Source organism: Streptomyces sp. NPDC020299 (assembly GCF_044387825.1).
Classification (GTDB): Bacteria; Actinomycetota; Actinomycetes; order Streptomycetales; family Streptomycetaceae; genus Streptomyces.
Window position 1 is genome coordinate 26,458 of sequence record NZ_JBIRWL010000031.1, and the last position, 25,701, is coordinate 52,158.

The following is a 25,701-nucleotide window of genomic DNA, read 5'->3' on the forward strand; positions in this document are numbered from 1 at the left end:
CCCCTGGCAGGTCAACACGCCAGGCCGTGCACTGAGGTCACCGACCGCTTCCGCCAACCCGATGCTCCGGGAGATGCGCCATGACCTCAGGCACCCCTGCGGCCCCCGTCAGAAGGGGACTGCACGCCCGTCTGCTGACGGTGCTGCTGGCCGCCGTCCTGGCCCTGCTGGCCGCTGCCGCCGATCCCGCGGCCGCCCGTCAGGCCTCCACCACCCGGCCCGCCGCCGCCGCAGCAGCGGACACTGCCCAAGTGCACCAGCCGGTCGTCACAACGCCGCACGGGGCATCCCGGAGCGTCACCCGAAGCACCACACATCCGGCCGTCTGGGCCGCCGTCCGCACCATCCGGCTGCGCCCCGGCGACACCTTATGGGGACTGGCCCACCGCTACGGCACCACCGTCGCGGCGCTGCAACGAGCAAACGGCCTCGGCGCCTCCACGCTGATCTACGCGGGGCACCACCTGACCATCCCGACCTCCGCCGGCCGCGCCGCCCACACCATCAGCCACCCCACGCACCACCGTGCCAGGCACACGACGCTGACCACGCCCGGCGCCGCCACGGCCGTGGCGTTCGCCCGCCGGCAACTCGGAGTCCCCTACCTGTGGGGTGGCTCCGGAAACAGTGGATACGACTGCTCCGGCCTCGTCCGGGCCGCCTGGTACGCCGCCGGCGTCACCCTGCCCCGCACCGCCACCGCCCAGGCCCGGGCCGGCATCCGCATCATCCGGCCCCAACTCCAGCCCGGCGACCTGGTCTTCACCCACGGATACGGCCACGTCCAGCTCTACACCGGACACGGACGCGTCATAGAAGCCGCCCACCCCGGCACCCGGGTGCGCTCCGCCCCTCTCCCGTCGGCCTCCGCCGTCGATGCCTACCGCCGCCCCACGGACCCGGCCCGCATCACCCACGCCGCCCAGGCCACCGACCGCCGCCCCACCGTGCCCGCCGCCGGCTCCGCCCGCAAAGCCGCCGTTACCGTCTTCGGCAGCCAGTACTCCTGCGCCGCGAACATCATCACCCGCGAGTCCGGCTGGAAGGTGACCGCCGCCAACCCCGTCTCCGGCGCCTACGGCCTCGCCCAGGCCCTGCCCGGTTCGAAAATGGCCCGCTACGGCACCGACTGGCCGACCAGCCCCACCACCCAGCTGCGCTGGATGCGCGCCTACGTCAACGCCCGCTACGGCAGCGCCTGCAACGCCTGGACCTTCTGGCAGACCCACCACTGGTACTGACCGAGCCCGCCATGACCCTCCGGTCTCCACCTACCCCCGCTCGCCGATCACGTGACCTGCCGCGTGGCCCGCCATCACCGCCCGAAAGCCCCAGCCAGCTCGACCAGCCATGACATCAACCCAACCTCCAAGGAGACTTCCGTGAAGGCTCTGACCGCACGAGTACACCGGCCTTCCTGGCGCGCCCTGGCCGCGCTCCTGGCCGCCATCGCCATCGTCGCGACTGGCCTGGTGCTGCGTGCCACCGGCACGATCGCCACCACCGCCAGCCACCACTCGACCAACGGGGTCCACCTCGCCGCCGCCGAGATCAGCGACGCGCAGACCGGAGCTGACGCCGCAAACTCGCACGATGCGAACATCACGGGCCCGGGCGGCGTCCGCGACAACCTGCCCACCCTCGTCGCCACCCCGACGACGCCGGCCCCCTTCCGCCAGGAAATCGGGACCGCGGCCACCAACGGCACCTCGTTCTGCTTCGTGGGCACGGTCATGGTCCAGTGCACCGCATCCAACCCGACCAACCCCGCACCCGAGTACTACATCTCCGCCGTCGTGAAGTACGCCGCACAGGCGGGCGTGGACCCGCGGCTGATGCTCACCATGCTGTGGAACGAGCAGCAGCACTGGCACGCCCCCGGCGGTGACACCGCCAACGGATGGTGGGACTCCCTTCCCCTGGTCGGCAACCCGGACGGGCCCAGCTACGGCATGGCCGACATGAAGAAGGAGCCCTTCTACCAGGTCCACGACTCCCACTCGAGCCTGTTCGGCTCCCACCAGTGGACGGACCTGCAGACCAACAACGACTTGGCCATCCAGATGCTCGCCTACCAGCTGGCCGACGAAAAGGGACTCCGCACCGCCGACCAATCCGACCAGGACTGGGCCATTACCCAGACCATAGACAACCACATGCACCTGGTCATCCCGGCCACCTGGAAGGACACCAGCATCAAGCGAGACGAGATGCTGGCCATGGCCGCCAACGTAGGCGCGCGCACCGCAGCCGACATCGCCAACGGCACACCGGCCACTGAGAAGATCAAGGAAAAGGGCACCTGGTACAAGTCCTCCATCGGCCAACAGTGGGCCAGGGCCGACCAGATCATCTGCCAGTCCGGAGCCTTCACCTGCTCCCTGTGAACTTGTTGCAGGCCGGCGCCTTCTGAAGAAGGTGCCGGCCTGCACCGTCGTGGACGCAACGAAGCGGGTTGGCTTTATCGATATGGCCTACAGCCCGCCAGTGCTATCGCCACCGAGGAAGACCTTGAGAACTACCTAGCCTGGGAGCCGGGGACATTCCAGGCATGGAGGACGTCATCACGGTCGATGCCTTGGAGGAGCCGGCCGGTGTGGTCGAACGTCAATGTCGTGACGTCCTCCTCGCCGACGGAGGTGATCTCGCTGTACTGGCTGCCGCTGAGGACGAGAATCGCACCGTCTTCGTAGGCGATGGCCAGTGCGTCGTTGTTGGGGCCGAAAGCCATCGTCACGACGCCGTCGTGGCCACGGATCTGGGGGGCTTGGATCCTGGCGGGACTCTGGACCTTGGTGATGTCGTAGAGCTGGACGTCGCCCTCGTACCCGGCGACCGCGAGAACACCGCTGTCGGACCCCAGGGCCAGGTCGGTGATGTCATGGTCGTCGCCGGTGGTGAAACTCGATACCAGGACGGGATCGCGGGGTTCGGTGAGATTCCACAGACGCACGGTCCCGTGGTAGTCGGCGGTCGCGAGGATCCTGCCCGTGACAGCCGACGCGGTGAGACCGGGCAGGGCGAGGTATTTGACGGCTCGCCCTGTGCGGACGTCCCACAGCGCGGCCGTGTCCCGCTCGTACGTGACGGTGAGCGCCGTCCCGTCGGAGGTGAACGCCAAGGAGCCGACATGGCCGTGGCCCTTGCTCGCGAAAACTCCCCGCGAAGCAGGCCTGTCGGGCGTCGTGAGATCCCACAGCCGGACGGTTCCGTCGGCGTCACCGGCCGCCAGGATCCTGCTGTCGGGGCTGATGGAGACGACCCGGACAAGTCCCGGATCTTTGATGGTCGCCAGGGTGTCACCGGTCGTGGTCGAGCGCAGCCGGATCGAGAAGGAGCCGGTGGTGGAGGCGACGACCTTGCCGTCCGGGCTGATCGCCAGCGCGGCAAGGGCGCTTTTCGATCCGTCGACGGAAACAGGGGCGTTCACGGTGAAGAAGGCCACCGCGGTCCCTACACACGCGATCAAGGCGGTCAGCAGGACGACGATGCCCCGACGACCGCCGCGCATGCCCGTCACATGGGCGTCATGCAAGGGCCGCGGTGGGCCGACGACCGTCGCCTCGTCGGTGCCGGTGCCCGCCTCGGCCTGGTGTGCCGGGTACGCCGGAGGGGGCGGAGCGGCAGTGGCCGCCTGCCGGGTGAGGCGGGCACGGTAGTACCCCTCGGCGGGGCTGCGGGGTGCCCCGGGTCGGGGTTCGAAGGCAGCAGCGCGGCGGGAGAGCAAGGCGATGACGCGACCCGTCCGGGTGCCTGTGTCCATCACTCGGCCCCTCCTTCGGGCTGCGGCCGGTGCAGGCGGGGCGGAGTCGGCGAGGCGGCACCGGTGCTCGGAGTACCGGAACTCGCCCCCTCGGGCTCCGCGTCGCCGTTGGCGTTCTGCGGAGGCGCCGTGCCGGACCGGAGGGTGCGCACCGACTCGTCCCACGTCTCCTGGAGGTGGGACGGCTCCACGCGGACGGCAGCGGGAGGTTCGGTCAGGGGGATCTGCGCCGTGGCCTTCTGGAGGGTGGCCATACCGCCGGCGCCGAGGCCCACGGCTACCCAGGGGCTGATGCCATGCGGGTCGGTAAGGCCCATAGCGCTTGCCACGAGCCCCCCGACCGCCGCGTTGATGAGCACCATGACGATGTACTCGGTACGCCACAGCGGCTCTTTGGTCTCACGGTCACGCCAGGGAAAGCAGTGGTCCTGGCGAACCGCCTTGGCGATGTCCAGCCCGTCCATGGCAAGCGCGCCACACACGCCCCACAGCAGGTTCAGCCACACCATGCAGTGAGCGTAGGGGCTGGTGAATCACCGTTGGAGGGATTCGGTCATGCTCCCGGAGACCGACCGGTCTAGGGGCTGTCCGGCGGATCATGCCGCAGACGCGGGGTCTGGCACGCCGATCTGCGGCGTTGTCGTCGATCACCCACGCACAGCGTCGGCTCCCTCCTCCGCCTTGCACCTCGACGCACCAGACCCCGCTCACCCGCGCCGACACGTGCCGTGGCAGCTCTACCCGATCGGGCGGTAAGTGTGATCGTCGGCCCGTCGCACCCGCCGCTTAGGATCCATGCTCGTGGCCGAGGTACCCGATGAACTGATCAAGCTGGAACGATCCGCCGAGGAAGAACGCGCGAAGCTCGCGGGCCTCAGCGGTGACGAGTACGACGCCCAGTGGCGACGCTGGCGCGAGGCCTCCGAGACGGTACAGGCGGCCATCACCGCCTACGCCGAAGCCACCGAAGCCAGCCGCTACCAGCTGGAGCAGGCCGTGAAGAAGGCCGTCCGGTACGCCCAGGAAGACCCAGCCGGCGAGTAGCCGCCGCCCCGGCCTACCCCTGATCCGGCCAGGAAGCCAGCATCTCACCGGTGTCCTGGTCGGTGAGGCTGATGCGGGCGCCGGGCATGCTGCCGTACTCGCCGACCCAGCGGCGGAACTTGTCCCACACCACTTCCGAGCGGTTCCACCAGCCGTGCTGCACCGGCCGGCCACCCGAAGCGAGCAGCAGGTGATAGCGGCCGGGACTGCTCACGCGAGGCGGATCCCTCTGGCCCGTCCCGGCTCGCGGACGATCGCGGCCTTCGTCTCCAGCTCGGTGAGCTGGTAGTGCACCGACGCCCTGCTCCGCATGCCGACGGCCGCCCCGATCTGCTGCATCGTCGGCGCGTGCCCGTGATCAGCGATGTGCCGGCGGATGCAGCGCACGATGCGCTCCTAGGTGTCGGTGAGGTAGTCAACGCGGTGCATAATGCAATTAGAGCACTTGTTCGAATTCGTGGGCAAGCGGAGACACGGCAACCGGGAGCAGCAGATGAGTGGTGAGCAGCCGCTCTCGCGTCTCGAGGCGCTGCGCTTCGCCCGGCGCGTCGTCGAGCAGCAGGCCGTGAGGCAGCTGCGGGTCATCGACCGGTGGATCGCCGAGGAGGAACGACGCGAGACGGAGCGGCGCCAAGGAGCGGAGAGGCGGCCGCCTCCGCCTGACTGGCTGATCCAGTACGGGCTCAACCGCACGAACGTCGACGCCGTGCACACCGGTGAGTGCTGGGCAGCGGCCAAGAGCGGACGGTGCCGCCCGGTAACCCGGCAGCAGGCTATGGAGGCACTGCGCCAGCGGGTGCCGGCCTGCGTCCACTGCCGACCGGACACAGCACTCGGCATCCTCGACTAGGCGCTGCGCCCTCGCCGACCTGCCGTTTTCTTCGCGGTCGTCTTCTTCGCGGCGGCCTTCTTCTGCTTCGGCAGTTCGTGCACCTCGGCGTCGGCCTCGCCGCGGGCCGCCTTGGCTTTCGACACCGATTCCTGCAGCGCGGCCATCAGGTCCAGCACCTGCGGCGGCTCCTCCGGCTCGGGCGCCTCGGGGAGCGGCCTCTCCTCGCGCTTCGCCTCGATGATCTGGGTGATTGCCTCGGTGTAGCGGTCCTGGAAGTCGGGGCCTTCCAGCTTGTCCACGGTCAAGGTGTCCATGAGTGCGAGGGCTCCCTCGATCTCCTCGTCAGATACCTGGACCGGCGGTGGCAGCAGCTCGGTGGGGTCGCGAATCTCGTCCGGCCAGCGCATCGCGTGCAGGACCAGGACATCGTCGCGGACGCGGAGCAGGCCCAGTCTCTCCCTGCCGCTCCAGGCGTATTTCGCGACGGCTACCTTGCTGGAGCGGCCGAGGGCCTGGACAAGGAGCTTGTACGGCTTGGCCGCGACCTGGCCGGCAGGCTGCAGGTAGTAGCCCTCGGCGACCCGGATCGGATCGATGGATCCCAGCGGCACGAACGCGTCGATCTCGATGGCCTTCGCCGTCGGCAGCGGCAGGTTGCTCAGGTCCTCGTCCGTGATCGGGATGACCTGGGTCTTGGTCAGCTCGTAGCCCTTGCCGATCTCGTCCTGGGAGACCTCCCGGTCCTCCAGCTCGCACACCTTGCGGTAGCGGACCCGCCCCTGGTCGGTCAGGTGGTACTGGTGGAACCGGATGCTGTGGTCCTCGGTCGCGCTGACCACGTTGATCGGCACGGTGACCAAGCCGAACGAGATGGCACCGGACCAGATGGTTCGGGGCATGGCAGACCTCCGAGGTAGCCCCGAGCACCACCAGCCTATGCCGCAGCCGCCCCGCGCTTCGACGAAAAATGGGGGCTGGGGCTGGGGCCGGTAGCTGCCGGGGCCTTCGCCGGCCCCCGACGCCTGCTTACGCGCACCGACCGGACCGGCGCGGCTCGGAAACAGGGTGAAGGCCGGTGCGCACCGGACGGCGCCGCGGCCCGTGCTGGCCTCGCCTGGTTACCGGGCCCGCGTGACCGTGATCGGCGCGTTGGGGCACTCTCCGTGGGATTGACCGTGGATCTCCTCAATGACGCCTGCGACGGCCCCCGGGCTGGCGTTCCCGCCGCGATCTGGAAGGTCGCGGCCCTCGCCGCGACCTCCGCCGGAGACGTCGGCATCACCTACGCGCCTCCTGGCGACGCCTGATGCAGGCATGAGACCGCCGCGCTGCACCAGCGTCACCGCCCAACGAGCACAACCCGGGCAATGACACGACCACGACAGCACACGACGAAGCTCCTCTTTGACCTTGAGCTCTGAAAACCAGTCACTCAGGCCGTGGGCGGCTTCGTGGTCGGGCCGGCCACGACGGGGAGCTCCTGGCGCAGATCGAGGTAGCAGCGCAGTCGTACGCCCGGCTCACCGGGCGTACGGGTTGTCCGGTCGTCTGTCGCGGTTGCCCAGCGTCCGGCGAGCGCCTTTGGGAAAGCGAAAGCGGTGTCGTCATCCGCGGCCGCGACGTCGACGACGATGAGCCCCGGTTCCGCAACGTGGTCGTCCCTGATCAGCCTCATGCTCGGGTCGACGCTGGGGCAGCGACATCGGTTCGCCAGCACCGGGGAAGTTCACCCGACCGAGGGCACAGTGCGCTCGGAAGGACAACATCACCAAGTACGACCTGCCCGGCGAGATCCGCAACGGGGCCTGTGCGAAACCTTGCATATGACTTGATGCACGGGGCTCATCGTTCTGGACCGCGTCGCGCGAGAGGCAACGGCAGCCTTCATGGCTATGAACCGTCGCTTCCGTCGCGTCCCGGCTTCCAGGTGGCTGTGACCGTCAGATGCGCCTGCCCACTGCCGTTCACGACCCCCAGCTTCAGGTCCTGTCCGAGCTGCACGCCAAAGGTGACGACAACCTCGGTGGGCGGAGTAGGGCCGACGCTCACCGCGTCATGCACCTCTTGGACCAACGGGCCGAGCGGTTTGAGCGTGGTGCGCAGCACATCGGCGGCAACGGCGGCAACGACCTGTCCGCGCCGGGCCACAGGGACGAGCGGACCGATGTCGTCCGGGAAGCTCTCTTCCTCCGAGGCGGATTGTCCCTCCTGTGTGATCAAGAACCGAACCGTCGTACCGTCGACAAGGGGGAATTCCTGTGAACCGGTCATGATCAGAATTGTGCCGAAAGGAAGAGCGTGGGCTGGGCAGTGAGCAACTCGGTTACACGATCGTGGCAGTTGAGGTGCGGCACCTGGCACTCCCAGGGCCAGTCAGGCGCAGGGCTGCTTCGATGGGGTCCCTTCCGGTAGCAGCTTTCGTTCTGCCTCGGTGAAGTCGCGGGCTGCGGCAGCGCAAAGGGTGCGGAACTGGGCGTCGGGGCTCAGGTCGAAGGTCTGGCGCAGTGCGCCGTTGTCCAGGGTCAGGTGGGAGCCGTGCACGAAGCCCACCGTCCAGTCGCTGCTGTTCCCGACAGCAGCGGTCAGGGTGGTGGTGGCGCCGTCGCCCGTCAGGTCGTAGATCTGGATCTGCTTCTTGGCGTAGAGGAACGTAACGACGCTGTCGCCGGGCCCGAATCCGACCAGGATGTCGGAGGCTGAGCGGGGGGCGCTGCGGGCCGATTGCTTTCTGTGGTCGACGTCCCACACGTGCACCTGGCCGTCGGAGTTCTGCACCGCGAGGTGTGAACCGTCGGCGTCGAAGGCAAGCGCGCTCGTGACGGATCGACCCCCCGGCGGCGGCACGCTGATGGCTGGTCCCCGCAGTGTTGTGATGAGCCGCGGAGCGCGGGTGTTCCACAGCAGGATCTCGCCGCGCAAGGCTCCGTCATTGGTGACTGCGGCGACCTGTCCGGGGTGCCCGGGGCGGGTGATGAGCTGGCTCGTGAGGAAAGCGCCAGAGAGCGGGGCGACGGAGTTGGGTGCGGGGTGGACAAGGAAGGGCCGGTTGAGCAGCCTCGCGTCGGCTGCGTCGACGCGGGCGAGGGTACCGTTTTCGGTCAATAGTGCGATCTCGCTGCCCTGGAGCGCGGCGACGCTGTCCACCTTCTTTGCTCCGGGTACGGCTTCGTCGAGCGGCACACTGTCGCTCAGATACCTGGCGGAGTACGAGCGGTAGAGGTCGCCGCCTTGGCCCCACACCACGATCCGCTGTGAGTCGGCCGTCCAGGTAGGCGTCCAGTCTCCGTAGCTGGCGGGGACCGGCAACTTCACGGAACGACGCAGGGTACGGGAGGCATTCATGACCTCGAGTCGCTGTCCGGTGGCCCGGGCCACGAAGCGGCCATCGGGCGACGCGGTGTACCGCTCCCCCCGGTCGGCGTTCGCCTGGAACTGTTCGCCGCCCACCGGTTCGGCGCGTACCGCCATCAGGGCCGTACCGACAGGGACGAGGACGGTGAGCCCGCCACCCGTCCGGGGTGTGGCCGCGACGCCCGTGTAGCCCTCGCCCGAGGTCGGAATGCGGGCCCGGTACGTGCGCCCGGTGCGCAGATCGGTCAGGGTCGCTTCGGCATAGCCGCTGTTCGATGGCACGCCGCCTAGGTCGTCGGTGCTCGTCGAGCCGTCGACGCCGTAGCGGCCGGTAGCGTCGGTCGCACTGCCCATGGTGGGAATCTTGATCGTTCGGCCGGGGGTGCGGCCGAGCGTGCGGGCGTACGTCGTGGTGCCATCCGTCTTGAGTACGAGTTCGCCGCTGGCTCTGAGGATCCCGAGGGGGATCGAGGACAAGGCGCTCTGGGTGAGGCGGTACCGCAGACGGCCGCTTGTGAGGTCCCGGACTTCGATACGCCCGTCGCCCCCGTTGATGTAGCTGACCACCGCGATGGTGTCGGGGTCGGAGGTGAACGCGGCGTCCTGCACCCCGGTTTTCGGTACGAGTTGCTTTGCGGTGTGAATGCGGGCGCCGGAGGCGACCTGCCATGCTTCGGCGAAGGCGGGGGTGCACGGCTTGGTGCCGTTGTTGCACGCGATGGAGTTGTCGTCCATCACCAGCAGCAATCGCTTTCCGTCGCTGCTGAAGTCCAGGGATCCACCGGCCTGTTCGGCGGCTTTGTGGTCGCCGAGGTCCAGGACGACGGGGTGCTTCGGGTCGCTCAGCTGCCATAGCCGCACCCCGCCGCCTGCGGTGGCGGCAATGACCCGGCCATCGGGGCTGATGGCGGTTAGCAGCTTCCCTTCCGGGACGCCGCTCAACTCTTGTGCCAGGGGTTTGCCCTGGAGAGAGCCGGTGATCACGGTGACGGTGAGGCGGTCGCCGCCGCCGGGCTTCGACTGCACGAGGAGGGTGCGGCCGTCCGGGGTGGCGTCCATGTCGGTGATGCGGCCCTGCCACACCGACGGGTAGCTGCCCGTCAGGTACTGCCCTCGCATGTACTGGTGCAGCAGGGCTTGGCGGGTATCGCCGGTCTGCTTGGTGTTCCAGGCGGCTAGAGCCAACTGCAACGCGGTGGCGGGGTCGCTGCCTGGACGGCCCTCGGCGGCCTGGGCGAGAAGGCCCGCAGCCTGGGTGCGCAGCTGCTGCTCGGTGCGCTTGAGGCTCTGCCAGGTGGAGAGCGCCAGTATGACGGCGAGAACGGTGAGAACGGCCAGCGAGCCGATCGCGGCCTGTTTGAGACGGGTCCCGCGCCGGGAGTGGCGGCGGCTGAGCAGGATGTAAAGGTGCTCGTCAGAGGAGATGTCCTGCGGATGCGCGGCCAGCCGGCGGTCGGCCTCGGCCAGGTCGGTTCCACTCAACAGACGTGAGGGCTCGTGGTGTTGTGCCTGCCATCGGTTCAGGTCGTCCCGCAGTTGTTCCTGCCAGAGGCGGAAGTCACGGGAATCGACGAGCCATCGCCGCAGGCGGGGCCAGAACTCGGTCAGCGCCTCGTGCGCCAGGTCAACGATCTCCTCTTGCTCAGTGCCGCCCGGGGCAGGAGACAGGACGACGAGCTTGCTAGGGGCCAGCACCCGTGCCAGGGCGAGGAGCTCTGGGGCAAGGTCGGCAGTGTGGGTGGGCCTGCGAGTGAAGGCATCACCGTCGGTGGGCCGGGCCAGCTGCACGAACAGCCTCCGGGCACAGCTCTGTTGGGCCTGCGTAAGCTCGGCAAGGGTGTCGTCAGCGTATCCAACGAGGGCGCCCGCAACGCCGCCCAGATCGTCGTAGGCGGCGTGGGTGAGCATTGAGCGGCTGCGGCGCCTCCACAGCTCGGTCAGGGCGAACTGGACCAGCGGCATCCGCCCAGGCTCGTCCCCCGCGTCCGCAACGATTCGCTCGGGCAGCCCTGGCTCGAACCACAGCCCCGCCACGGCGTCAACGGGGGCGGTCACCGCCCGCTTTAGGTCATCGGAGGCCAGTGGCGCGAGGAACTGCACGGCGTCACTGACGAGGTCGGACGTGCCGGCCGTCACCAGCACGGCGAGGGAGTCGGGACGCACGGTGGCGACGACCCGCAGCACGGACGCGCCGTCTTTGCCCGCCAGGCAGCCGAGCAGCCTGAGCAAGTTGCACGCGGCGGCCGGTTCGGCACTCGCGTACTCCTCGAGCTGATCGACGAAGAGCACACGGCCAGCACTCTCGCCGCGAGCGAGAATCCTGCCGCGCAGCTCGGCGAGCACATCGTCATCCTGCTCCAGCAGCCCTGCCAGGTCCTCAGCCTTGCCCAGCCGTGCAATCTCGCCGAGGCCCGGCTCAAGAACCCTCATCAGCGCCCGCGCAAGCACCGCAGACGCCCGCACACCGGGCACCGGACGCAGTTCGCTCACACTCATGCCCTCGGCCCGCAGCCGGGGCAGCAACCCTGCCCGTACCAGAGACGACTTCCCGCACCCCGAAGGCCCCGCCACCAGTGTCACCGGCCGCCTGCGCACAGCCGTGTACACGCGGGCGGTGTCGCTGCTGCGGCCGTGGAAGTACTCCGCGTCGTCTTCCGTGAACGCGGTAAGCCCCTTGAACGGGCAACGCGGCCTAAGCGTTCGCTCGTCGACCAGCTCGGCCGATGGCAACAGATACGCCGTGCGCTCGCCCCGGTGTGCGGCAACCGTCATCCCCACGACGCCGTCCTGTGCGTCGTCCCAGACCGGCGCCCCGCTGAACCCTGCCGAGATACGCGGCCCCGGCCCCTGCACCTCCATCTGCACCCAGCCCGAGCCCTGCCCGGCGCGCAGCGTGCCCGAGGCCCATACCCCGTGGTCGGCACCAGCCGGGTAGCCAAGCGCCCGGAACGTGTGCCCCCATACGCCGGTCCCGTCGACGAGCGGCACGGGCCGTGCACCCTCGACCGCCGCATCGAGCCGCAGCAGCGCGACGTCCGCCCCGCCGTGCCGCCAGGACACCACCCTCGCGCGCGCCCGGGGGCGGCCACCCAGCAGCGGGAAGTCGAGGTCTACCGGCGTGCCGGGCTCCGCAGTATCCGGTACGCCGAGCGCACGGGTGACGACATGGGCGCAGGTGCACACCACATCGGCGGCGACGAGAAGCCCAGCGCCGACCACTTCACCAGCAGCCGAGAAGATCCGCACCTGCGACGCCTCCAGGACGTCGCTTTCCCGCACAGTGGCCATCGACTCCCCCGTTGCTGACTTGTCGCATGACACGCCGCAGATCAGCATCCCCCTCGCAGCCGTCACCTACAACTCGCCGCGGACAGCTCATAGTTGACGTGTACACCAATAGCCTTGGACGTGGTGACCGCTTCGCTGAGGGCCTTGGAAACCGGCGAGGTCGTGTGCGTGCCCGGACTGGTCGACGGCGAGGCGGTGGATCGCATCGCCGCGGCGGAATCGGGCTCCGCGCTCGTCCACCAGCACACTCGCCCCGCGATACCACAACCCCGCCCAGCAGTGAGTCCCCAGCCTCCCTTGCTCGGAGGCCGGGGACGTCTACCGCCACCGCTTCACCGCGGCTCCGGTTCAAGCGCATCCATACTGACCTCACGCCCTACAGTGCCGCCCGGCTCGACACTCCCGCCGGGAAGTGAACAGACTCCGGCACTCAATGGCCTGACCGGGTGATCCCGTCCGCAAGCTGCCCCACAGTGTGGAGCACCCCCTGGCCGAAGGCCGTGGGGGCGATGAGAACGCCGAAGGCCATGACGATGATCACGGTCAGCAACTCGTCGTTGCGGCTGCGGGCTTCGGTCCGGCGGCGCAGCCGGAAGTAGATGATGACCGCCAGCAGGAACGCACGTTGATCGACAACACCACGCGGCCAGTCCTCCCCCTCAGACAACCTCCCAGCCTTCTGATGTAGCCAGAAATCCCTATTGGGGGCAGCTCAGTTGGTGCTGGTTGGCGGCAAAGTGCTTCTCTGCGGCTGGATCACTCGGATGCGCGGGCAGGCGATGCGGGACGTTTCCGGCTAGGGCTGAGCTGTCGGCTGCCGCGGCGGGGGTACCGCTCGCAGCAGCTCCCACAGGGGACGGGAGCCGGCCGCCCATTCTGCGAGGACCCTGCGGTCAACAAGGTGGAGTCGTTGCTGCTGGGCGAAGGTGCGGCCGGGCTGGGTGATTCTGCCGTTGGTGACCATGACGACGACGTCGCCTTTGTGGACGGGACGGCCTGTGCCGTTGAGCACCTGCAGGTCGGGGGTGCCCACGGCGGCTCCCCGGTCCCCGTTCTTACGGTGCTTGCACTGAATCACCCAGCGCCGGCCGAAGGGATCGGTGGCCTTCACATCCGCACCGAGATCACCCTGGCCCCCGACCTGGACGGCGTCTGCGCATCCATCGCGGTGCATCAGGTCCCGGACAGCGTGCTCGAACTGTCGGTGGGCGAGCGCATCCATCTGAGCGATCGTGTAGCGCAGTGCGCGTGCCTGGGCTTGCTGCCACTGGGCGCGCTGTGACCGCTGCTGCCACCATCCCACGCCGCCCAGCAGCGCGATCAGGGCGGCGACGAGGAGGATCCACCAGTGCGCGAGCAGCCAGTTGACCACCATGACGGTCAAAGCGACGGCTGCGACAGCGGCGACGCCGATGGTGACCAGTTGGGCGTCCTGCTGCTGCCGGCGCCTGCGGCTGGGACGTCGGGCCGGTCGCCGACGTGCGGGCGGACGTCGGGTCACCGGCCACCGCCCATCGTGGAGAAGTCGATCGGATACGACACCGTGGGCCTGGGCACGGCCGGCTTCGCCTTCTGCGTCTTGAACTTGATCGGGTAGGACACCGTGGGCTGCGGCAGCACGGTTTGGGGCGGGTTGCCGGTGAGCTGGTCGTAGTGGATCGGGTACGGCCCCCTCGATCCCGGTCGGGGACTTGTGGGTCTGTCTTCGTGGGCGTTGTTGTGCCCGAAGCCGACGACCGCCAGGGCGGCCACCGCCAGGATGGTTAACTCCCGGCGTGCACCCGGCGCCCACCGGGAGTGCCCCCGAACCGGTGTCCCATCGGAACGTACGTAGTCGCGTACGAACGGCATGTGATCCTCCCCCGAAGCATCCAGTCCCTGCGCAGCCACCATGCTGACGGCAGGCACTGACAAACGATCACTTCGAGGCGAAGTCCGATGCCGCAAAGTGCCGGTTCAGGACACTGGTTGCGCGTGAGGAGCATCCCGCGGCGTCCAGTTTCGGTCGGACAGGCGTTCTGTGTTCATCGAGCCGTGTCTGCGCGGCTCGTTGATGACGGGGTGGGGGCGCTTCGGCTGTCCCGTGCACTGCTGTGCTGGTGATTCGCTGTGGCCAAGGCCGATCAAATCCCCGCCACCGCGCCCGAGCATGTCCTCGCGATCAACTCAGTGACGGGCCTCAGTGCATGGGCGCAGTGGTGGAATTCAGTCGGCCTGATCCGGTTCGGCCTCGCGCAGGGCGTGCGCCGCACGGTCGCAGGCGCGGGCCAGCTGCTCGCGGAAGGGGTAGAGGCGCGCGGACCCGGCTCGGATGCGCAGGGCGGCCAGGGCTTCCACCCACTCGACGGCGTCCGTGGGCAGGGTGTACGGCTCCCCGCTCAGCCGAACGGCCAGGCAGGGTGCCGTCGGGATCGGCACAGTCAGCACGACGGGACGCTCCACCACTTCTCGGACGGACTCCGACCTTCAGGGTTCAGCCCGCGCGGCGGTCGCCGCTGAGCACCTCCCTTGCCCGGGACCGGCGCGCAGGCGAGCAGTAGACGGGGCCCCTGCCGTGTAATCCATCAGCTGCCCTACTCACGGCGCCTGGGCGGAGCTTGTCGTCCGCGGACAACAAACGCAACCGCGACACGACCCGGTAATACCAATATCGCTCCAGGGGTGAGTAAGGTAGCGCCATGACCGCGCCATACGACCCGAGTGATCGGGAAAAGGTAGTAGCGAAGCTGCCTGCCGACCTGCGTAAGGAGTTGAAGGTCCGGGCAGCGGAACTGGACAGAGACATCCAGGATGCCGTGACGGAAGGCGTTGAGGCCTGGCGAAAGGCGAAGCCGCGTCCCGAGGTTGCCACCGGCGGCGGATCTTCGTTCTCGACCTACCTGCCGACCGGGCTGTACGGCAAGCTCAAGAGTGTCTGCAAGACACGAGGTATCTCCTATAACCAGGGAGTGGCCCAGGCGATCCGTCTCTGGCTCGACGGCAACCCCTCCCCGCGGCCGAAGCCGCCGCGGGAGACAGGAGCCCGCCGGTTCATCTTCGCCAACCAGAAGGGCGGTGTGGGCAAGACCTCGGTGGCGGCCGGCACGGCCCAGGCCCTCGCCGAGTCCGGGCACCGCACCCTGCTCATCGACTTTGACCCGCAGGGCCACCTCACCGTGCAGCTGGGCCACCAGATGCTGGACATCGACAGTCCGAGCCTCGCCAAGCACATGCTGGGCGAAGCGAAGGGCGAGCTCCGTGACCTGCTCGTGCCGATAAAGGGCGGCGACTTCGAAGACCACCTCTGGCTGCTGCCCTCGTGCAAGGATGCCTTCCTACTTGACGCGAAGCTAGCGACCAGCCGCTTCGTGCGCGTCAAGGAGACCGCGCTGGAGAAGGCGCTTGAGCCGCTCGAGATGGAGTTCGACTTCATCGTCGTCGACTGTCCTCCCAGCCTGGGCTACTCGATGGACACCGCGCTGTACTACTGCCGCACCCGTGACAGCGAGGAAGAGAACACGTCCGGCGTCGTGGTCGTGGTCCAGGCCGAGGACTCCTCCGCCGACGCCTTCGACATGCTCTACGACCAGGTGCAGGACCTGACCGGCGACCTAGACGTCGACATCGCCTGGCTCGGCTTCGTGGTCAACCTGTACGACGCCCGCAAGGGTTACGTGGCGACGTCCTCCCTCGAGGAGTGGCAGAAGATGGGCGACCCGCCAGTGATCGCCATCGTTCCCGAGCTGAAGGACCAGCGGGAAGCCGTCCGGGTAAAGCAGCCTCTTCTGGTCCATGCCCCCTACGGTGAGCAGTCGGAGGTTATGCGGACCGTGGCTCGGAGGATCAGCGCATGAGCGTCGCAGACAAGCTCGGCACCGGGTCATCGTTCGGTCAGGTACGCCGGGAACGCAGCGCCCGAGGCCGCGCCAAGGCCGTCGCCCAAGGCGATGTGCCCGCCTACGAACTCGTCCGCATCCACCTGGACGAGGTCTCCCCCACTCCCCTCAACCCGCGTCGCAACTTCGGCACGGACGATGAATTGACCCGCTTCGGCGAGGAATTGCGGAACGTCCAGCTCGCCGCCTGCGTAGCCGTCACCCGCGACGCCTACCTCGCACTCTGGCCCGACCACGCGGAGCGGATCGGTTCCGCGCACCACGTCCTGGTCAACGGCGAACGCCGCTTCCGCAGCGCCGTCCACGTCGGGCTCGACGCCCTGGACTTCGTCGTCCGCGACGACCTCGCATCCTCCCGCGAGACGTTCATAAACCATCTCCTAAAGGAGAACCTCGACCGTGAGGACTTCGACGTCATCGAACGCGCCCGGGGCGTCCAGGAACTCGTGAACGTCTGCGCGGAGCAGAATGAACGAGGTGCCCGCTCCCGTGCCGCTGAACAGCTGGGCAAGGACCGGTCGTGGGTGACCAACCAGCTCGTCCTGCTAGAGCTGCCGGATGAGATCCAGGCGATGCTCAGTTCTGGCAGCATGTCCGAACGCGATGGCCGGCTCCTGGCCCGGAAGCTGAAGGACAATCCCGAACTCGACGCTCCCGCCCTGCTGGACTACCTCAATGAGACGAAGGAGTCCCTCGCCCGCTCCAAGGCCTTGGAGAAGGCGGCTGTGGCTGCCGCGCGCGAGAAGTTGTTGTCCGCGGACAACAAGTCTTCCGAGGCGCCCACCGAGCCGAAGGCATCTGGCACGTTGTTGTCCGCGGACAACAACGCCAAGGTGCCCACCCAGGGCCACCCCGCGAACGAGGAACCTGACCACTCACGTCGTTCGGACGCAGCCGATGCCGCCCCTGCTGCGTCGGCGACCGAGGAGAAGATCACCGATGTGAAGACCTTGTTGTCCGCGGACAACAAGGAACGGAGGGAGGATCGCAGTCCCTCCCGTGCCGGCGCTGAGCAGGCTCCAAAGGCTGCGGAGCCGCTGGCGAATGAGGCTACGGACGCACCGGGCCGCCACGATGGCAGCACGCCACGCCAGCTGCCGTACGACGACGCTCCGTTCATCGCCTTGCATCTGCAGCGGAAGATGGAGCCCAGCGTCTTTGCCCAGTGCGCCCGCACGATGCTGACGGCCCTGCGCGAGCAGCATCCTGATGAGTACGACGCGCTAATGCGTGAGCTGATCCAATTGCAGCAGCCCGTCTGATATCTGCTTGCAAGCACGCGATGAGGCCCTGTCCCCACCCGGCGCGAACCAGGCGGGACAGGGCCTCATCGTGTGTTGTGACCGGGGCATCGCTGCCGAACAACCCTCGACGCCGGAGCCGTCTGCGCTTGTTGTCCGCGGACAACAAGCGCCTAGGGACACGCCACGCCGCTGCGGATAACCGCGCTGACAGGGTGCTTGACCGGTCGAGCTCGGCCCGGCAGGCAGGCTTTGGACCACCTGGGCCACCCGCAACCTCACCGCCACCCTCGAGCAGCTCGGCGCCGACCGCCAGCTCGAAGAGGCCCTCATCCACAGCGCCGACCCGCTCCACCTCGCGCTCGTTTTCGGGATCACCGAGAAGACCGCCATCCGCTACACGGACACGTGCGCTACGCGCTGATCGCCAACATCCACCGGGTCGACGTCCCGCCCATGGACCAGAAGAAGACGATCCAGGAACTCGTACGGGTCCACGGATCACAGGGGAAGGTAGCCAAGGTCGCGGCAGGAGGCATGGTTACTGAGGTCGAACAGGGTCGCCTCCGCCACGAGTCCGGACCCGTCCAACGGCAGCTGCGCGTTGAGCTGGTCGGCGGCGCGCCAGCATGGCCGCACGGGTGTGGGGGCAGATCCGGAGCAGGGACCCCCATGGCCGACGATGTCGCAAGCGCTCAACAGTCAGGAGACGACTGCTCTGGCTGCCCTTCCTCGGCACAGGATGCGCACCCTTCTATCGCCGCGGCGCGCAGAGCCTCCGTCTCTCGGTGATGGTCGCCCAGCTCGTGGAAGATGTTGGTCCGGGGCCTCGGTGAGGGCGTCGATCGCCTCGCCGTACCGGCCCGTCTCCCGCAAGGCCGTGTCCTTCGGACCCTCGCGAAAGTCACGGACTGAGGCTCGGCGCCGTCGGGGCTACCGGGGTCGCAGGGCGTGGAGATCCGGCAGATGGCATTCGCCGACGTGGGGCAGGGTGGTCTTCCGTCCTTGGCTATCGCACAGACGTACGCGCTGCCTCGGTGGGGACGAGTCCGTCTCCACGACGATGTCCTGGATGTCGGGCCAGACCCACTTCCGCACCCCAGGTGGCCTATTTGGCGGCCCAGCAGCCCAAATCGTTCCGGTTCCCCTCCGCCGCCCGGCGCGGCGCGTCCGGCGATCCCAGCAGACCGTACGGCAGATACCCGGACCGGACACCGAGTTCCCACCCATGGACCTGGACGGCGAGGCAGGCCAGGGCGAGGGTGCCGAGGGGGAGGAGGGACCGGGGCGCGGGATCACCGGCATCGGCCTCGACGCTCTCCCGGTACGCGACCAGCCGGGCGACGAGGGCGTCCTCGAAGGCGTGCTGGTCGTCGTCGAGGAGTACGCGGAGCAGCCGCTGGTCCGCGCTCAGCGCGTCGCCGACCTCGTCGAGCCGCCGGGCGGCCTCCGCGCGCTCCCCGACGTCCGGCTTGCGCAGCGGAACCGTAGGCCAGTCGCGGGGCAGATGCCCGGCCGCCTCGGTGAGATAGGGGCACAGGGCGTCCATGGCGGCAAGGTCGGCGGGGTCGGAGACGGAGGTGTACCGGTTGTAGGGCACGCCGTCACGGATGGCGGGCGCGTAGTCGCCGCGCAGCAGCAGCCCGGTGACCCGCTCCCAGTCCCACACATGCCCGCTGACGACACACATCTCAAACATGTCGAGCCAGGTCCGCGCGGTGGGCGCCTCCTTGACGACGTCCCGGAAGGTGATGGGCCCGTCCCCGAACTCGTCGTCGTCCGGGTCCGTGCTGATCCGCTCCCCGACGAGCGGGAACCGGAGTTCCTGGTCCCCGCTCGGGAAGCACATGATGCTCAGCACCCCGTGCACACACTCCGCGGCGGTGACGGCGACCGTGCCGGCCGCAGCGTCGAGCCCCGGCTCCGTCACCGTTCGCGCGGCGACATGGTCGAGCAGTTCGTCCGCCATGGCCCGGATCAGCGTCGGCGAGACGCTGCCGTACCGCAGCGAGTGCCACCGCGTGTAGGCCCGCCCGTCGATGTCGTCGAGCGCCTCGGCCAACCCCTGCTCGCTGACCTGATGGCATGTCACATTCCGCACGTACCCCGTCCCTTCATGAACTCCACGGCTGGACGAAGCACGTTATCAACGGGCACTGACAGCACTAGAGCGTTGCTTTCGGATCACCTCGCCGACCAGATGATGACCTGCGCGATGGGCGCGAAAACAAGAAAAGGCCCGGTTCCCGCCGCGACTTGCGCAAGGCGGGAACCGGGCCGGTGAACTGCCAGTGGTCGCGTCAGGATGCGGGGTGGGTGTAGCGGATGGGCTTGCCGAGACTGCGGGCGTAGTCGATCTCACGGCGGGTGCTTTCGCCGATGTAGCCGCCGGGATTGACGATCAGGACGTCATCGGCCATGTCGATCTTGCGTAGGTGCAGGGCGTTCAGCATGTGCTTGATGCGGTCGGCCTTGTCGGGGGTGGCCCACAGCGGGTGTGGCTGCTTGAGGTTGCAGCCGGGTGCGAGGACGATCCGGCCGGCGGCCGTCTCGTACAGGGTGGCCTCGCTGATCTCGTTCCAGAAGCGGGTGGATCCGCAGAGGACGACGATCGGCGGGCGGGAGGTGGTGCCGGTGTCGCTGTGCATGGGGTCCCTCCTTGTCGGGGGGTGGGAGATCGGGGCGGCCCGCCGTACGCCGGCGGGCCATCGTGGCCGTCCGAAGGGGGCTACCCGAGGGCCAGGGTGGCACGGACGCTGTGGCAGTCGACGGGCGTGACGGAGTGCGGGGACCGGCCGTGGGTGGGGGCCAGTTCCGCGAGGATCTCGATCAGGACGTCCTCCGTGTCGAGCAGGATGTCGGCGTACCCGTGCCCGCAGGTGCAGGGGACGATCAGGGTCAGGACGTCGCTGGCGCCGTGGGCCTCGCTGACGTTCAGGGTGTGGTGCAGCCACGCCCCGCCGTCCAGCCAGGCAACCGCGGCCGGTTCGATACGGCGGCCGCCGTCGAGCGTGACGGTCGGGTGTCCCTGCCAGTCGAGCCCGTCGACCGCCCGGGCGAGGGTGTCGGGGTAGGCGCGGTAGACGTGGTGGGCAGCAGCGGTTTCGGCGTCCTGGCGCTGCTCGGTCTCGTCGGGCCTGGTTGAGTCGGCGGCGAGTTCCAGCAGAACCGCGAGCGGGCTGTCCGGCGCGTACGGGCGGGTGCGGGAGACGGTGGTCATGACGTCCTTTCGGCTGTGGTGGCGGCGTGGATGCGGCGGTGGCCGCGTTGGGCGATGTCCAGCAGCTCGCGGTTACGCCGCTGCTGGGCGGGCGTGAGCGGCCGGGCCTTCGCGCCGTGGCGGTGCCAGTACAGGGAGGCCGGCGGCTCCGGGTAGGCGAGGGCGCGGTCGGTGTCACGCGCGCTCATGCGGCACGCCCCCGTAGCGGCTGGGGCTGGCGGCGTGGGGTGCGTGCTTGGTCGGCCTGGACGACGCGGTCGACCCAGTTGTCGCCGAGCCGTTCACGCAGTCGACGGCGTAGCGCGGTCCGTTGCCGGGCGGTGGTCGCTGCCCAGATGCCGGAGGTGGTCATCTTGGGGTTGGCGAGCGCCCACTTGAGGCATCCCTCTGCGATGGGGCAGCGGCGGCAGGCGGCGCTGGCCTGCTGGATGCGGGCGATGTCATCAGGGCTGGTCGTCTGGCCGTAGTCATGGACGAACAGGCCCGGGTCCTTCCGGCACGCCAGCCGCGTCTGAGTGTGGGGGAAGGGGATCCGGGTGTCGGCGGTGAGGACCGCCGGAGGCTGATTGGTGCGGCTCATGGATGAGCCCTCCTTGCGGAGTCGAAGGCGTCGGGAGTCAGGCGTGGGCGCCCTGGGCGTCTTTGCGTTTCGTGGGCGGTGCCTTGGCGTCGGAGGCGAACCGGCCCAACCGCGCTTCCACGGGGTGGGCGGTGATCCAGTCCTCTGCGCAGGCCTTGTGCACGGCCTCGCCGGCGTGGGAGCGCAACGGCGTGGGCCTGCCACACAGCACGCAGGCTTCGTTCTGCCAGTGGTCGAAGTGGCGGCCGTCTCCCCAGTCCAGGAGCGCACCGGGCGGCGGGACCAGGCCCGGCTTGAACGGCTTCTTCTTGGAGCTGTCCTTGTCGACGGCGGGCCGGGCAGCGGTACTCACGCGGCACGCCCCCACAGGCCGGTGCCCAGGCGGCCCATCCGGCGGCCGTTGACGGTCGGCACTGTGATGTGCGCGGGGCCCGCGAAGGTGGCCTCGCCGGAGTGCTTGCCCGCGTACAGCGCGGCGTCGGCGGCCCGCTGCAGGACACTCAGGTCCCGGCTGCCGATCACGTCGGGGTTCGCGACGCCGACCGAGACGGCGACGTCGACGGTGCGGCCGTCGTCCAGGATGACCGGGGCGCGCAGCATGCGGAGCAGCTGCTCGAAGCAGCGGCCGCGGGCATCGGCGCGCAGCTCCAGGACGACGGCGAACTCATCGCCTCCGAGCCGGCCGACGGCGGCGCGCGGGCCCGCCCACGCGGTGAGCCGGGCGCCGGTCGCGGCGAGGACGGCGTCCCCGGCCGCGTGCCCCAGGCCGTCGTTGATGTCCTTGAAGTGGTCGGCGTCGATCATGACCACCGCCACGTTGTCGCCATGGCGGGCGAGGATCCGGCGGGCCCGGGCCGTGTAGGCATCGCGGCGCAGGAGACCGGTCAGCGGGTCTTTGCGGGCGGCGTCGAGCTGGCGGCGCAAGCGGACGTCGTCGCCAGCGAGGGCCGCCAGAGCGAGCGGCACGGCGGCCGCGGTGATGAGAAGTGTCCGGGAATGCTGCCGTAAGACGCTGGCAGGAGGCATGATGGGATCTCCGTTCTGCCCGTGCGGGCGGATATGGGAGAGGCGCACCCCGAGCTGTCCAGGCGTAGGGGGTGCGCCTCTTTCTGTGGCGGTTGTCGGTTACAGGGCAGTGATGCCGGCAGCGGCGAGCAGGACCAGCGCCAGCAGGGTCAAGTCGTCCTCGATCTGCTGGAGGGCGAGCGCGGCGATGCCGAGCGAGGCGCGGACGCGGTCCAGGCGGGTGCGGGCGGTCACCGGGTCGTCGCCTTGCTGGTGGCGATGAGCGCGGCGAGGGTTTCCCAGCCGTGGTGCCACGCGCCGTCCAGGTGGAACGCGCCGTTGATGCCGTAGTCGGTCAGACGGTAGAAGCCGCCCTTGCCGGTCTTGGTGGCGATCTTCTCCAGCAAGCCCATGCCTGGCACCCGCCGGTCGGCGGCGTAGTGAGTGCCGAAGGACACCGCCAGCGCGGCTGCCGCGGCAGCGGGGCGGACCCGGATCCCGAGCGCGCGGGCCCCGGCCCCGGCGATGACCGCCTGCGTGGCCGTATAGGTCAGGCAGTGGTGAAGGCACGCCTTACGGCCGTCAGCCGTGCCATGGACGGTCTTCTCGTCGGTGAACGGGTCGACGTACGTGACCGGCACGTCGTCGGCGGCGCCTTTCACGCGGGCGCAGAAGTCGCTCTGTACCCAGTAGTCGCCGATCGCGCTTCCGGCGCGGGTCAATCCGAGCAGGGCGGCGAAGACGGCGGGACGATGCTGCATGCTGGGTTTCTCCTGATCTCGAAGGGGAGTGAGGGAGCGGGGCGGCCGGCCTTTGCCGGTGCTGCGGCCGCCCGGGTGTGCGGGCCCCGTCCCGGCCTGTGTCGCCGGGACGGGGTTCGGCTCACGCGGCCAGCCGGTGCGTGCCGGAGGCCAGGGCTGTCATGCAGCTGCCGGGGTCCACGGGCGTGCCGTCGAAGCACTCCAGGCAGCACCCGAGCTTCTTGGAGAGGCAGATGTAGAACCGTCTCCCGCATTGGCCGCAGGTCTGTCGAGCTGCCATCGCTTGGTCCAAGGCGCGTTCCTGGGCGAGTGTCAGGACGCGCTTGGGCTTGGCCAGGTCGACGCGGAGCAGGAAGCCGCGGCTGGGGTGGGTGCACGACCACTGCGGCCGGGTGGCGCACAGCTTGCAGCGCAAAATCGCGACCGGGCCGTCGTTGTCTCCGGGGCTGAGGTTTAGGTCCCGTAACTGGCGCCGGGTTACCAAGCCTTCGGGGACCGCGCCACGGTCGTACTCCGGCAGGAGCGCGGCGTTGCGCGGCACCCGGTTCACCTCGCGGCGGTGCTTCTTCTTCGGGCGTGGCATCACCTGCTCCAGGCGCCGGGGAATCGGGCGGGCCGGTGCGGGTAGCGGGGGCCGGGGCGCTGGGGGCGGGGGCGGCCGATCCGGCGGCGCGGGCGGGGTATGAGCACGGGCAGGTCCTCCAGGTGGTCTGTCGGATGCGGGCATGACCGCGCCCACCGCCGTGGAGCCGGGGGCGGTGGGCGCGGGGAGCTGTGCGGGTGGCTGGTCCGGCTCCCCGCCCGCCCCCGCCGGCCCGTGGATGGGCCGGGCGGCGGGAGCGGACAGGCAACGTCCAGATCGTCAGTTGAGCGACGGGGGAAGCTGCGGCGGCACCGGGTACGGCATGTGCGTGCACGGTCCGGGCTGGGCCTGGTAGACCTCGGTGTGGATATCGAGGGCGAGCGGGGCATCGCCGTACACGTCCGCTTGCATGCGCAGAGTCGGAGCGAGGCTGAGGCCACGGAGCACGGGCGCGGACAGCACTGCCCAGGCGAGGACGGCAAACCCGACCGCGACCGGACGGCCAGACGCCGGGGTGCCGGCCCACACCATGAGCGCGGTTGCCGCGCCCCATCCGGTCCAGATGAGACGGGCACCGGTGGCACGCAGGATGCCGAGCACGAAGGCGCCCACGCCGACGGCCTGCCAGACGGTGATGGCGATGCCCGCACTGACCGGCAGCTGCGCGGTGTGCGCCGCCAGGTACTGGCGCACGGGCTGGTTGATGGTGGCGGCCAGTCCGCCGGCGTTTTGCATGCAGAGGATCAGGCGGTAGATGAGCCCGGCCAGGGTGTAGCCGATGAGACCGGCAGCGGGCAAGGTGACGATCTTGGCCCACAGGGGCGCGAGCCGCCATGGGGCGGCCAATGCCGCGTGTGCGTCGAAGCGTTGGCTGCCCCAGGTTCGTGCGCGGCCGCAGGCGCTGCCGAGCCTCGCAAGCCATGCGCGGGGAGCGGGCTCAGGACGAGTACGGGGACCGGGTAAAGGAGTCTCATTCATGATCGGGTCGCCTTTCGGTGACGGAAAAGCTGGACGGGGTGTGGGCTACAGGCCGCGGGCGTCGGCGAGGCGAGCTGCTTGGTCGACCATGCGCATGGGTGTGCGGCCATGAGCGAAGGAGTCGTTGAATGACGGCACAGAGTCGACGTCGTCGCCGAACGTGCGGCGAATCGCGTCCAAGAGCACGGCGGCCGCGTCGGCTTCCAGGCCACGGTCGCCGCGGGCCTCGATTCGGATGGCTCCGAGCATGCAGCGCGCGCCGTCCTCGTCGACCAGGCCGTCTTTGCACCAGCCACCGGTCATCAGGCGGTGGTGGGCCCGCTGCAGAAGCGCTGCGACCGGCGTCGGGTACAGGTCTGGCAGCGGCTGGGGCACGGTGCTGACGGGAGCGATGGGGGCGGTGACGACGTCGGCTAGGTCGACGGGCTCGGTGGGGATGTGCGCGGTGTTGACCTCGTAGGCGAGGGCGGCTTCGTCCAGCCGTACGGTCATCGCCGCGTCGACGAGCGCCAGCCGGTCCTCGAGGGACAGCTCCGCCGGCGGTGCGGCGGTCTGGGTGAGGTGCTCTGTGGTGGGGGAGGGGGCGGGGCGGGTCATCGGGGCTCCTACGAGGAACGCCGAAGGGCGCCGCCGGGATGGTTCCGGCGGCGCCCTCCGGCGTTGTGCAGCAGGTGAGTTGGGGCTGGCATGCGGGTAGTCACCGCACCTGCGCCCCGGGCATCCTCGATCCGACAGGCACGGGGAAGGGGATCGGGTGGAGTTCGTCTTCGAGTGCGGATGGTGCGGCGGGGAGAACTACTTCGTGGGCAAGCAGGTCGGCTTCTGGGTCGACAAGTGGGAGGTGCCCTCGGAGTGGGACTGCCGCTTCTGCGACGGACTCAACTACACGCCCGACCCGCCTTGGACAGAGGCGTAGTCAGAAGCTGGAGATCAGTCCGGCGAGCGAGGCGAGGCCGCTGTTGATGATGGGGGCCAGGCCAGTGGCGGCGAGGGTGAAGCCGAACAGGCTGCAGGCCAGCGCGGAGCCTGCACGGACGTATCCGCCCTTGAGCAGGACGAAGACGATGATGCCCAGCAGCACGGCGGCGGAGATGGAGAGGGCCACGGCGGGTGGTACTCCTTCGCGGGGGTCGGGTGGGCCGGCCGTGCTCGGGCGCGCCGGCCCCGGGGATGGGTGGGT

The 25,701-nt window shown here is 69.3% G+C and carries 33 protein-coding genes; 8 read left to right on the forward strand and 25 right to left on the reverse strand.

Annotated features, from left to right (window positions below):
• The first annotated feature begins 80 nt into the window (after positions 1-80).
• Positions 81-1,241: an NlpC/P60 family protein gene (locus ACH45E_RS43075; RefSeq protein WP_361456077.1), complete on the forward strand. Its 1,161-nt coding sequence runs from the start codon at positions 81-83 to the stop codon at positions 1,239-1,241.
• A gap of 141 nt (positions 1,242-1,382) precedes the next feature.
• Entirely contained in the window at positions 1,383-2,387 is a 1,005-nt protein-coding gene (locus ACH45E_RS43080) for a hypothetical protein (RefSeq protein ID WP_361456074.1), read from the forward strand.
• 131 nt (positions 2,388-2,518) lie between these two features.
• Here the strand turns inward: ACH45E_RS43080 and ACH45E_RS43085 are convergent, their stop codons facing one another.
• Together ACH45E_RS43085 and ACH45E_RS43090 are read right to left on the reverse strand one after the other, a co-directional pair.
• Positions 2,519-3,763, reverse strand: coding sequence for a hypothetical protein (locus tag ACH45E_RS43085; RefSeq protein ID WP_361456072.1), 1,245 nt, complete (start codon positions 3,761-3,763; stop codon positions 2,519-2,521).
• Positions 3,763-4,272: a hypothetical protein gene (locus ACH45E_RS43090; RefSeq protein WP_361456069.1), complete on the reverse strand. Its 510-nt coding sequence runs from the start codon at positions 4,270-4,272 to the stop codon at positions 3,763-3,765. The genes ACH45E_RS43085 and ACH45E_RS43090 overlap by 1 nt, the downstream gene beginning before the upstream one ends.
• Positions 4,273-4,558: 286 nt before the next feature.
• Here ACH45E_RS43090 and ACH45E_RS43095 point away from each other — a divergent pair, with 286 nt between their 5' ends.
• On the forward strand, positions 4,559-4,807 hold the full coding sequence (locus tag ACH45E_RS43095; RefSeq protein ID WP_399042730.1) for a hypothetical protein: 249 nt from the start codon (positions 4,559-4,561) through the stop codon (positions 4,805-4,807).
• Between the two features lie 13 nt (positions 4,808-4,820).
• On the opposite strand, the gene ACH45E_RS43100 is transcribed toward ACH45E_RS43095, so the two are convergent.
• Complete coding sequence (locus ACH45E_RS43100) at positions 4,821-5,021, reverse strand: hypothetical protein (protein ID WP_361456063.1); 201 nt, start codon at positions 5,019-5,021, stop codon at positions 4,821-4,823.
• On the reverse strand, positions 5,018-5,194 hold the full coding sequence (locus ACH45E_RS43105) for a hypothetical protein (protein ID WP_361456060.1): 177 nt from the start codon (positions 5,192-5,194) through the stop codon (positions 5,018-5,020). The genes ACH45E_RS43100 and ACH45E_RS43105 overlap by 4 nt, the downstream gene beginning before the upstream one ends.
• 106 nt (positions 5,195-5,300) lie before the next feature.
• Between ACH45E_RS43105 and ACH45E_RS43110 the strand changes: the two genes are divergently transcribed.
• Entirely contained in the window at positions 5,301-5,657 is a 357-nt protein-coding gene (locus ACH45E_RS43110; RefSeq protein ID WP_361456057.1) for a DUF6233 domain-containing protein, read from the forward strand.
• On the opposite strand, the gene ACH45E_RS43115 is transcribed toward ACH45E_RS43110, so the two are convergent.
• The gene (locus tag ACH45E_RS43115; RefSeq protein WP_361456054.1) at positions 5,654-6,538 is read right to left on the reverse strand and encodes a Ku protein; all 885 of its coding nucleotides are present in this window, start codon (positions 6,536-6,538) and stop codon (positions 5,654-5,656) included. The two genes, ACH45E_RS43110 and ACH45E_RS43115, sit on opposite strands and share 4 nt — an antisense overlap.
• 276 nt (positions 6,539-6,814) lie before the next feature.
• Here ACH45E_RS43115 and ACH45E_RS43120 point away from each other — a divergent pair, with 276 nt between their 5' ends.
• Complete coding sequence (locus ACH45E_RS43120) at positions 6,815-6,946, forward strand: hypothetical protein (protein ID WP_361456051.1); 132 nt, start codon at positions 6,815-6,817, stop codon at positions 6,944-6,946.
• 125 nt (positions 6,947-7,071) lie between these two features.
• On the opposite strand, the gene ACH45E_RS43125 is transcribed toward ACH45E_RS43120, so the two are convergent.
• The 7 genes from ACH45E_RS43125 to ACH45E_RS43155 all read right to left on the reverse strand — a co-directional run bounded on the left by ACH45E_RS43125 (position 7,072) and on the right by ACH45E_RS43155 (position 14,705).
• The gene (locus tag ACH45E_RS43125; RefSeq protein ID WP_361456048.1) at positions 7,072-7,314 is read right to left on the reverse strand and encodes a DUF6207 family protein; all 243 of its coding nucleotides are present in this window, start codon (positions 7,312-7,314) and stop codon (positions 7,072-7,074) included.
• Positions 7,315-7,529: 215 nt separating this feature from the next.
• Positions 7,530-7,910 (reverse strand): CU044_2847 family protein, encoded by a 381-nt coding sequence (locus ACH45E_RS43130; protein ID WP_361456045.1) that lies wholly within the window; start codon positions 7,908-7,910, stop codon positions 7,530-7,532.
• Between the two features lie 102 nt (positions 7,911-8,012).
• Entirely contained in the window at positions 8,013-12,278 is a 4,266-nt protein-coding gene (locus tag ACH45E_RS43135) for a trypsin-like peptidase domain-containing protein (RefSeq protein WP_361456042.1), read from the reverse strand.
• 430 nt (positions 12,279-12,708) lie between these two features.
• Complete coding sequence (locus tag ACH45E_RS43140) at positions 12,709-12,945, reverse strand: hypothetical protein (RefSeq protein ID WP_361456039.1); 237 nt, start codon at positions 12,943-12,945, stop codon at positions 12,709-12,711.
• Between the two features lie 129 nt (positions 12,946-13,074).
• Positions 13,075-13,779: a restriction endonuclease gene (locus ACH45E_RS43145; RefSeq protein ID WP_361456036.1), complete on the reverse strand. Its 705-nt coding sequence runs from the start codon at positions 13,777-13,779 to the stop codon at positions 13,075-13,077.
• Positions 13,776-14,030, reverse strand: coding sequence for a hypothetical protein (locus ACH45E_RS43150; RefSeq protein ID WP_361456033.1), 255 nt, complete (start codon positions 14,028-14,030; stop codon positions 13,776-13,778). Before ACH45E_RS43150 ends, ACH45E_RS43145 begins: the two co-directional genes overlap by 4 nt.
• Before the next feature lie 453 nt (positions 14,031-14,483).
• Entirely contained in the window at positions 14,484-14,705 is a 222-nt protein-coding gene (locus ACH45E_RS43155) for a hypothetical protein (protein ID WP_361456030.1), read from the reverse strand.
• A gap of 251 nt (positions 14,706-14,956) precedes the next feature.
• Here ACH45E_RS43155 and ACH45E_RS43160 point away from each other — a divergent pair, with 251 nt between their 5' ends.
• The gene (locus ACH45E_RS43160; protein ID WP_361456027.1) at positions 14,957-16,111 is read left to right on the forward strand and encodes a ParA family protein; all 1,155 of its coding nucleotides are present in this window, start codon (positions 14,957-14,959) and stop codon (positions 16,109-16,111) included.
• Positions 16,108-17,415, forward strand: a complete 1,308-nt coding sequence (locus ACH45E_RS43165) for a ParB/RepB/Spo0J family partition protein (RefSeq protein ID WP_361456024.1) — start codon at positions 16,108-16,110, stop codon at positions 17,413-17,415. Before ACH45E_RS43160 ends, ACH45E_RS43165 begins: the two co-directional genes overlap by 4 nt.
• Positions 17,416-18,502: 1,087 nt before the next feature.
• Here the strand turns inward: ACH45E_RS43165 and ACH45E_RS43170 are convergent.
• The 12 genes from ACH45E_RS43170 to ACH45E_RS43225 all read right to left on the reverse strand — a co-directional run bounded on the left by ACH45E_RS43170 (position 18,503) and on the right by ACH45E_RS43225 (position 25,118).
• Positions 18,503-19,495 carry an immunity 49 family protein gene (locus tag ACH45E_RS43170; RefSeq protein ID WP_361456021.1) on the reverse strand — a complete coding sequence of 331 codons (993 nt, stop codon included), beginning with the start codon at positions 19,493-19,495 and terminating at the stop codon, positions 18,503-18,505.
• Between the two features lie 199 nt (positions 19,496-19,694).
• The gene (locus tag ACH45E_RS43175) at positions 19,695-20,042 is read right to left on the reverse strand and encodes a hypothetical protein (RefSeq protein ID WP_361456018.1); all 348 of its coding nucleotides are present in this window, start codon (positions 20,040-20,042) and stop codon (positions 19,695-19,697) included.
• A gap of 80 nt (positions 20,043-20,122) precedes the next feature.
• Positions 20,123-20,614, reverse strand: coding sequence for a hypothetical protein (locus ACH45E_RS43180; RefSeq protein WP_361456015.1), 492 nt, complete (start codon positions 20,612-20,614; stop codon positions 20,123-20,125).
• Positions 20,611-20,802: a hypothetical protein gene (locus tag ACH45E_RS43185; RefSeq protein WP_361456012.1), complete on the reverse strand. Its 192-nt coding sequence runs from the start codon at positions 20,800-20,802 to the stop codon at positions 20,611-20,613. The genes ACH45E_RS43180 and ACH45E_RS43185 overlap by 4 nt, the downstream gene beginning before the upstream one ends.
• On the reverse strand, positions 20,799-21,194 hold the full coding sequence (locus ACH45E_RS43190; RefSeq protein WP_361456009.1) for a WhiB family transcriptional regulator: 396 nt from the start codon (positions 21,192-21,194) through the stop codon (positions 20,799-20,801). The genes ACH45E_RS43185 and ACH45E_RS43190 overlap by 4 nt, the downstream gene beginning before the upstream one ends.
• 37 nt (positions 21,195-21,231) lie before the next feature.
• Positions 21,232-21,546 (reverse strand): hypothetical protein, encoded by a 315-nt coding sequence (locus ACH45E_RS43195; protein WP_361456006.1) that lies wholly within the window; start codon positions 21,544-21,546, stop codon positions 21,232-21,234.
• The gene (locus tag ACH45E_RS43200) at positions 21,543-22,220 is read right to left on the reverse strand and encodes a GGDEF domain-containing protein (RefSeq protein WP_361456003.1); all 678 of its coding nucleotides are present in this window, start codon (positions 22,218-22,220) and stop codon (positions 21,543-21,545) included. Before ACH45E_RS43200 ends, ACH45E_RS43195 begins: the two co-directional genes overlap by 4 nt.
• Positions 22,221-22,319: 99 nt before the next feature.
• Positions 22,320-22,454 (reverse strand): hypothetical protein, encoded by a 135-nt coding sequence (locus ACH45E_RS43205; protein WP_361456138.1) that lies wholly within the window; start codon positions 22,452-22,454, stop codon positions 22,320-22,322.
• Positions 22,451-22,960: a hypothetical protein gene (locus ACH45E_RS43210; protein ID WP_361456000.1), complete on the reverse strand. Its 510-nt coding sequence runs from the start codon at positions 22,958-22,960 to the stop codon at positions 22,451-22,453. The genes ACH45E_RS43205 and ACH45E_RS43210 overlap by 4 nt, the downstream gene beginning before the upstream one ends.
• Before the next feature lie 121 nt (positions 22,961-23,081).
• Positions 23,082-23,543 (reverse strand): RRQRL motif-containing zinc-binding protein, encoded by a 462-nt coding sequence (locus tag ACH45E_RS43215; protein WP_361455997.1) that lies wholly within the window; start codon positions 23,541-23,543, stop codon positions 23,082-23,084.
• Between the two features lie 279 nt (positions 23,544-23,822).
• Positions 23,823-24,341, reverse strand: a complete 519-nt coding sequence (locus ACH45E_RS43220) for a hypothetical protein (protein WP_361455994.1) — start codon at positions 24,339-24,341, stop codon at positions 23,823-23,825.
• Between the two features lie 225 nt (positions 24,342-24,566).
• A complete protein-coding gene (locus tag ACH45E_RS43225; protein ID WP_361455991.1) occupies positions 24,567-25,118 on the reverse strand; it encodes a hypothetical protein in 552 nt (183 codons plus the stop codon).
• 157 nt (positions 25,119-25,275) lie between these two features.
• On the opposite strand from ACH45E_RS43225, the gene ACH45E_RS43230 reads away from it, so the two are divergent.
• Positions 25,276-25,437 (forward strand): hypothetical protein, encoded by a 162-nt coding sequence (locus ACH45E_RS43230; RefSeq protein ID WP_361455989.1) that lies wholly within the window; start codon positions 25,276-25,278, stop codon positions 25,435-25,437.
• On the opposite strand, the gene ACH45E_RS43235 is transcribed toward ACH45E_RS43230, so the two are convergent.
• Complete coding sequence (locus tag ACH45E_RS43235) at positions 25,438-25,626, reverse strand: hypothetical protein (protein WP_361455986.1); 189 nt, start codon at positions 25,624-25,626, stop codon at positions 25,438-25,440.
• Positions 25,627-25,701: the final 75 nt, after the last annotated feature.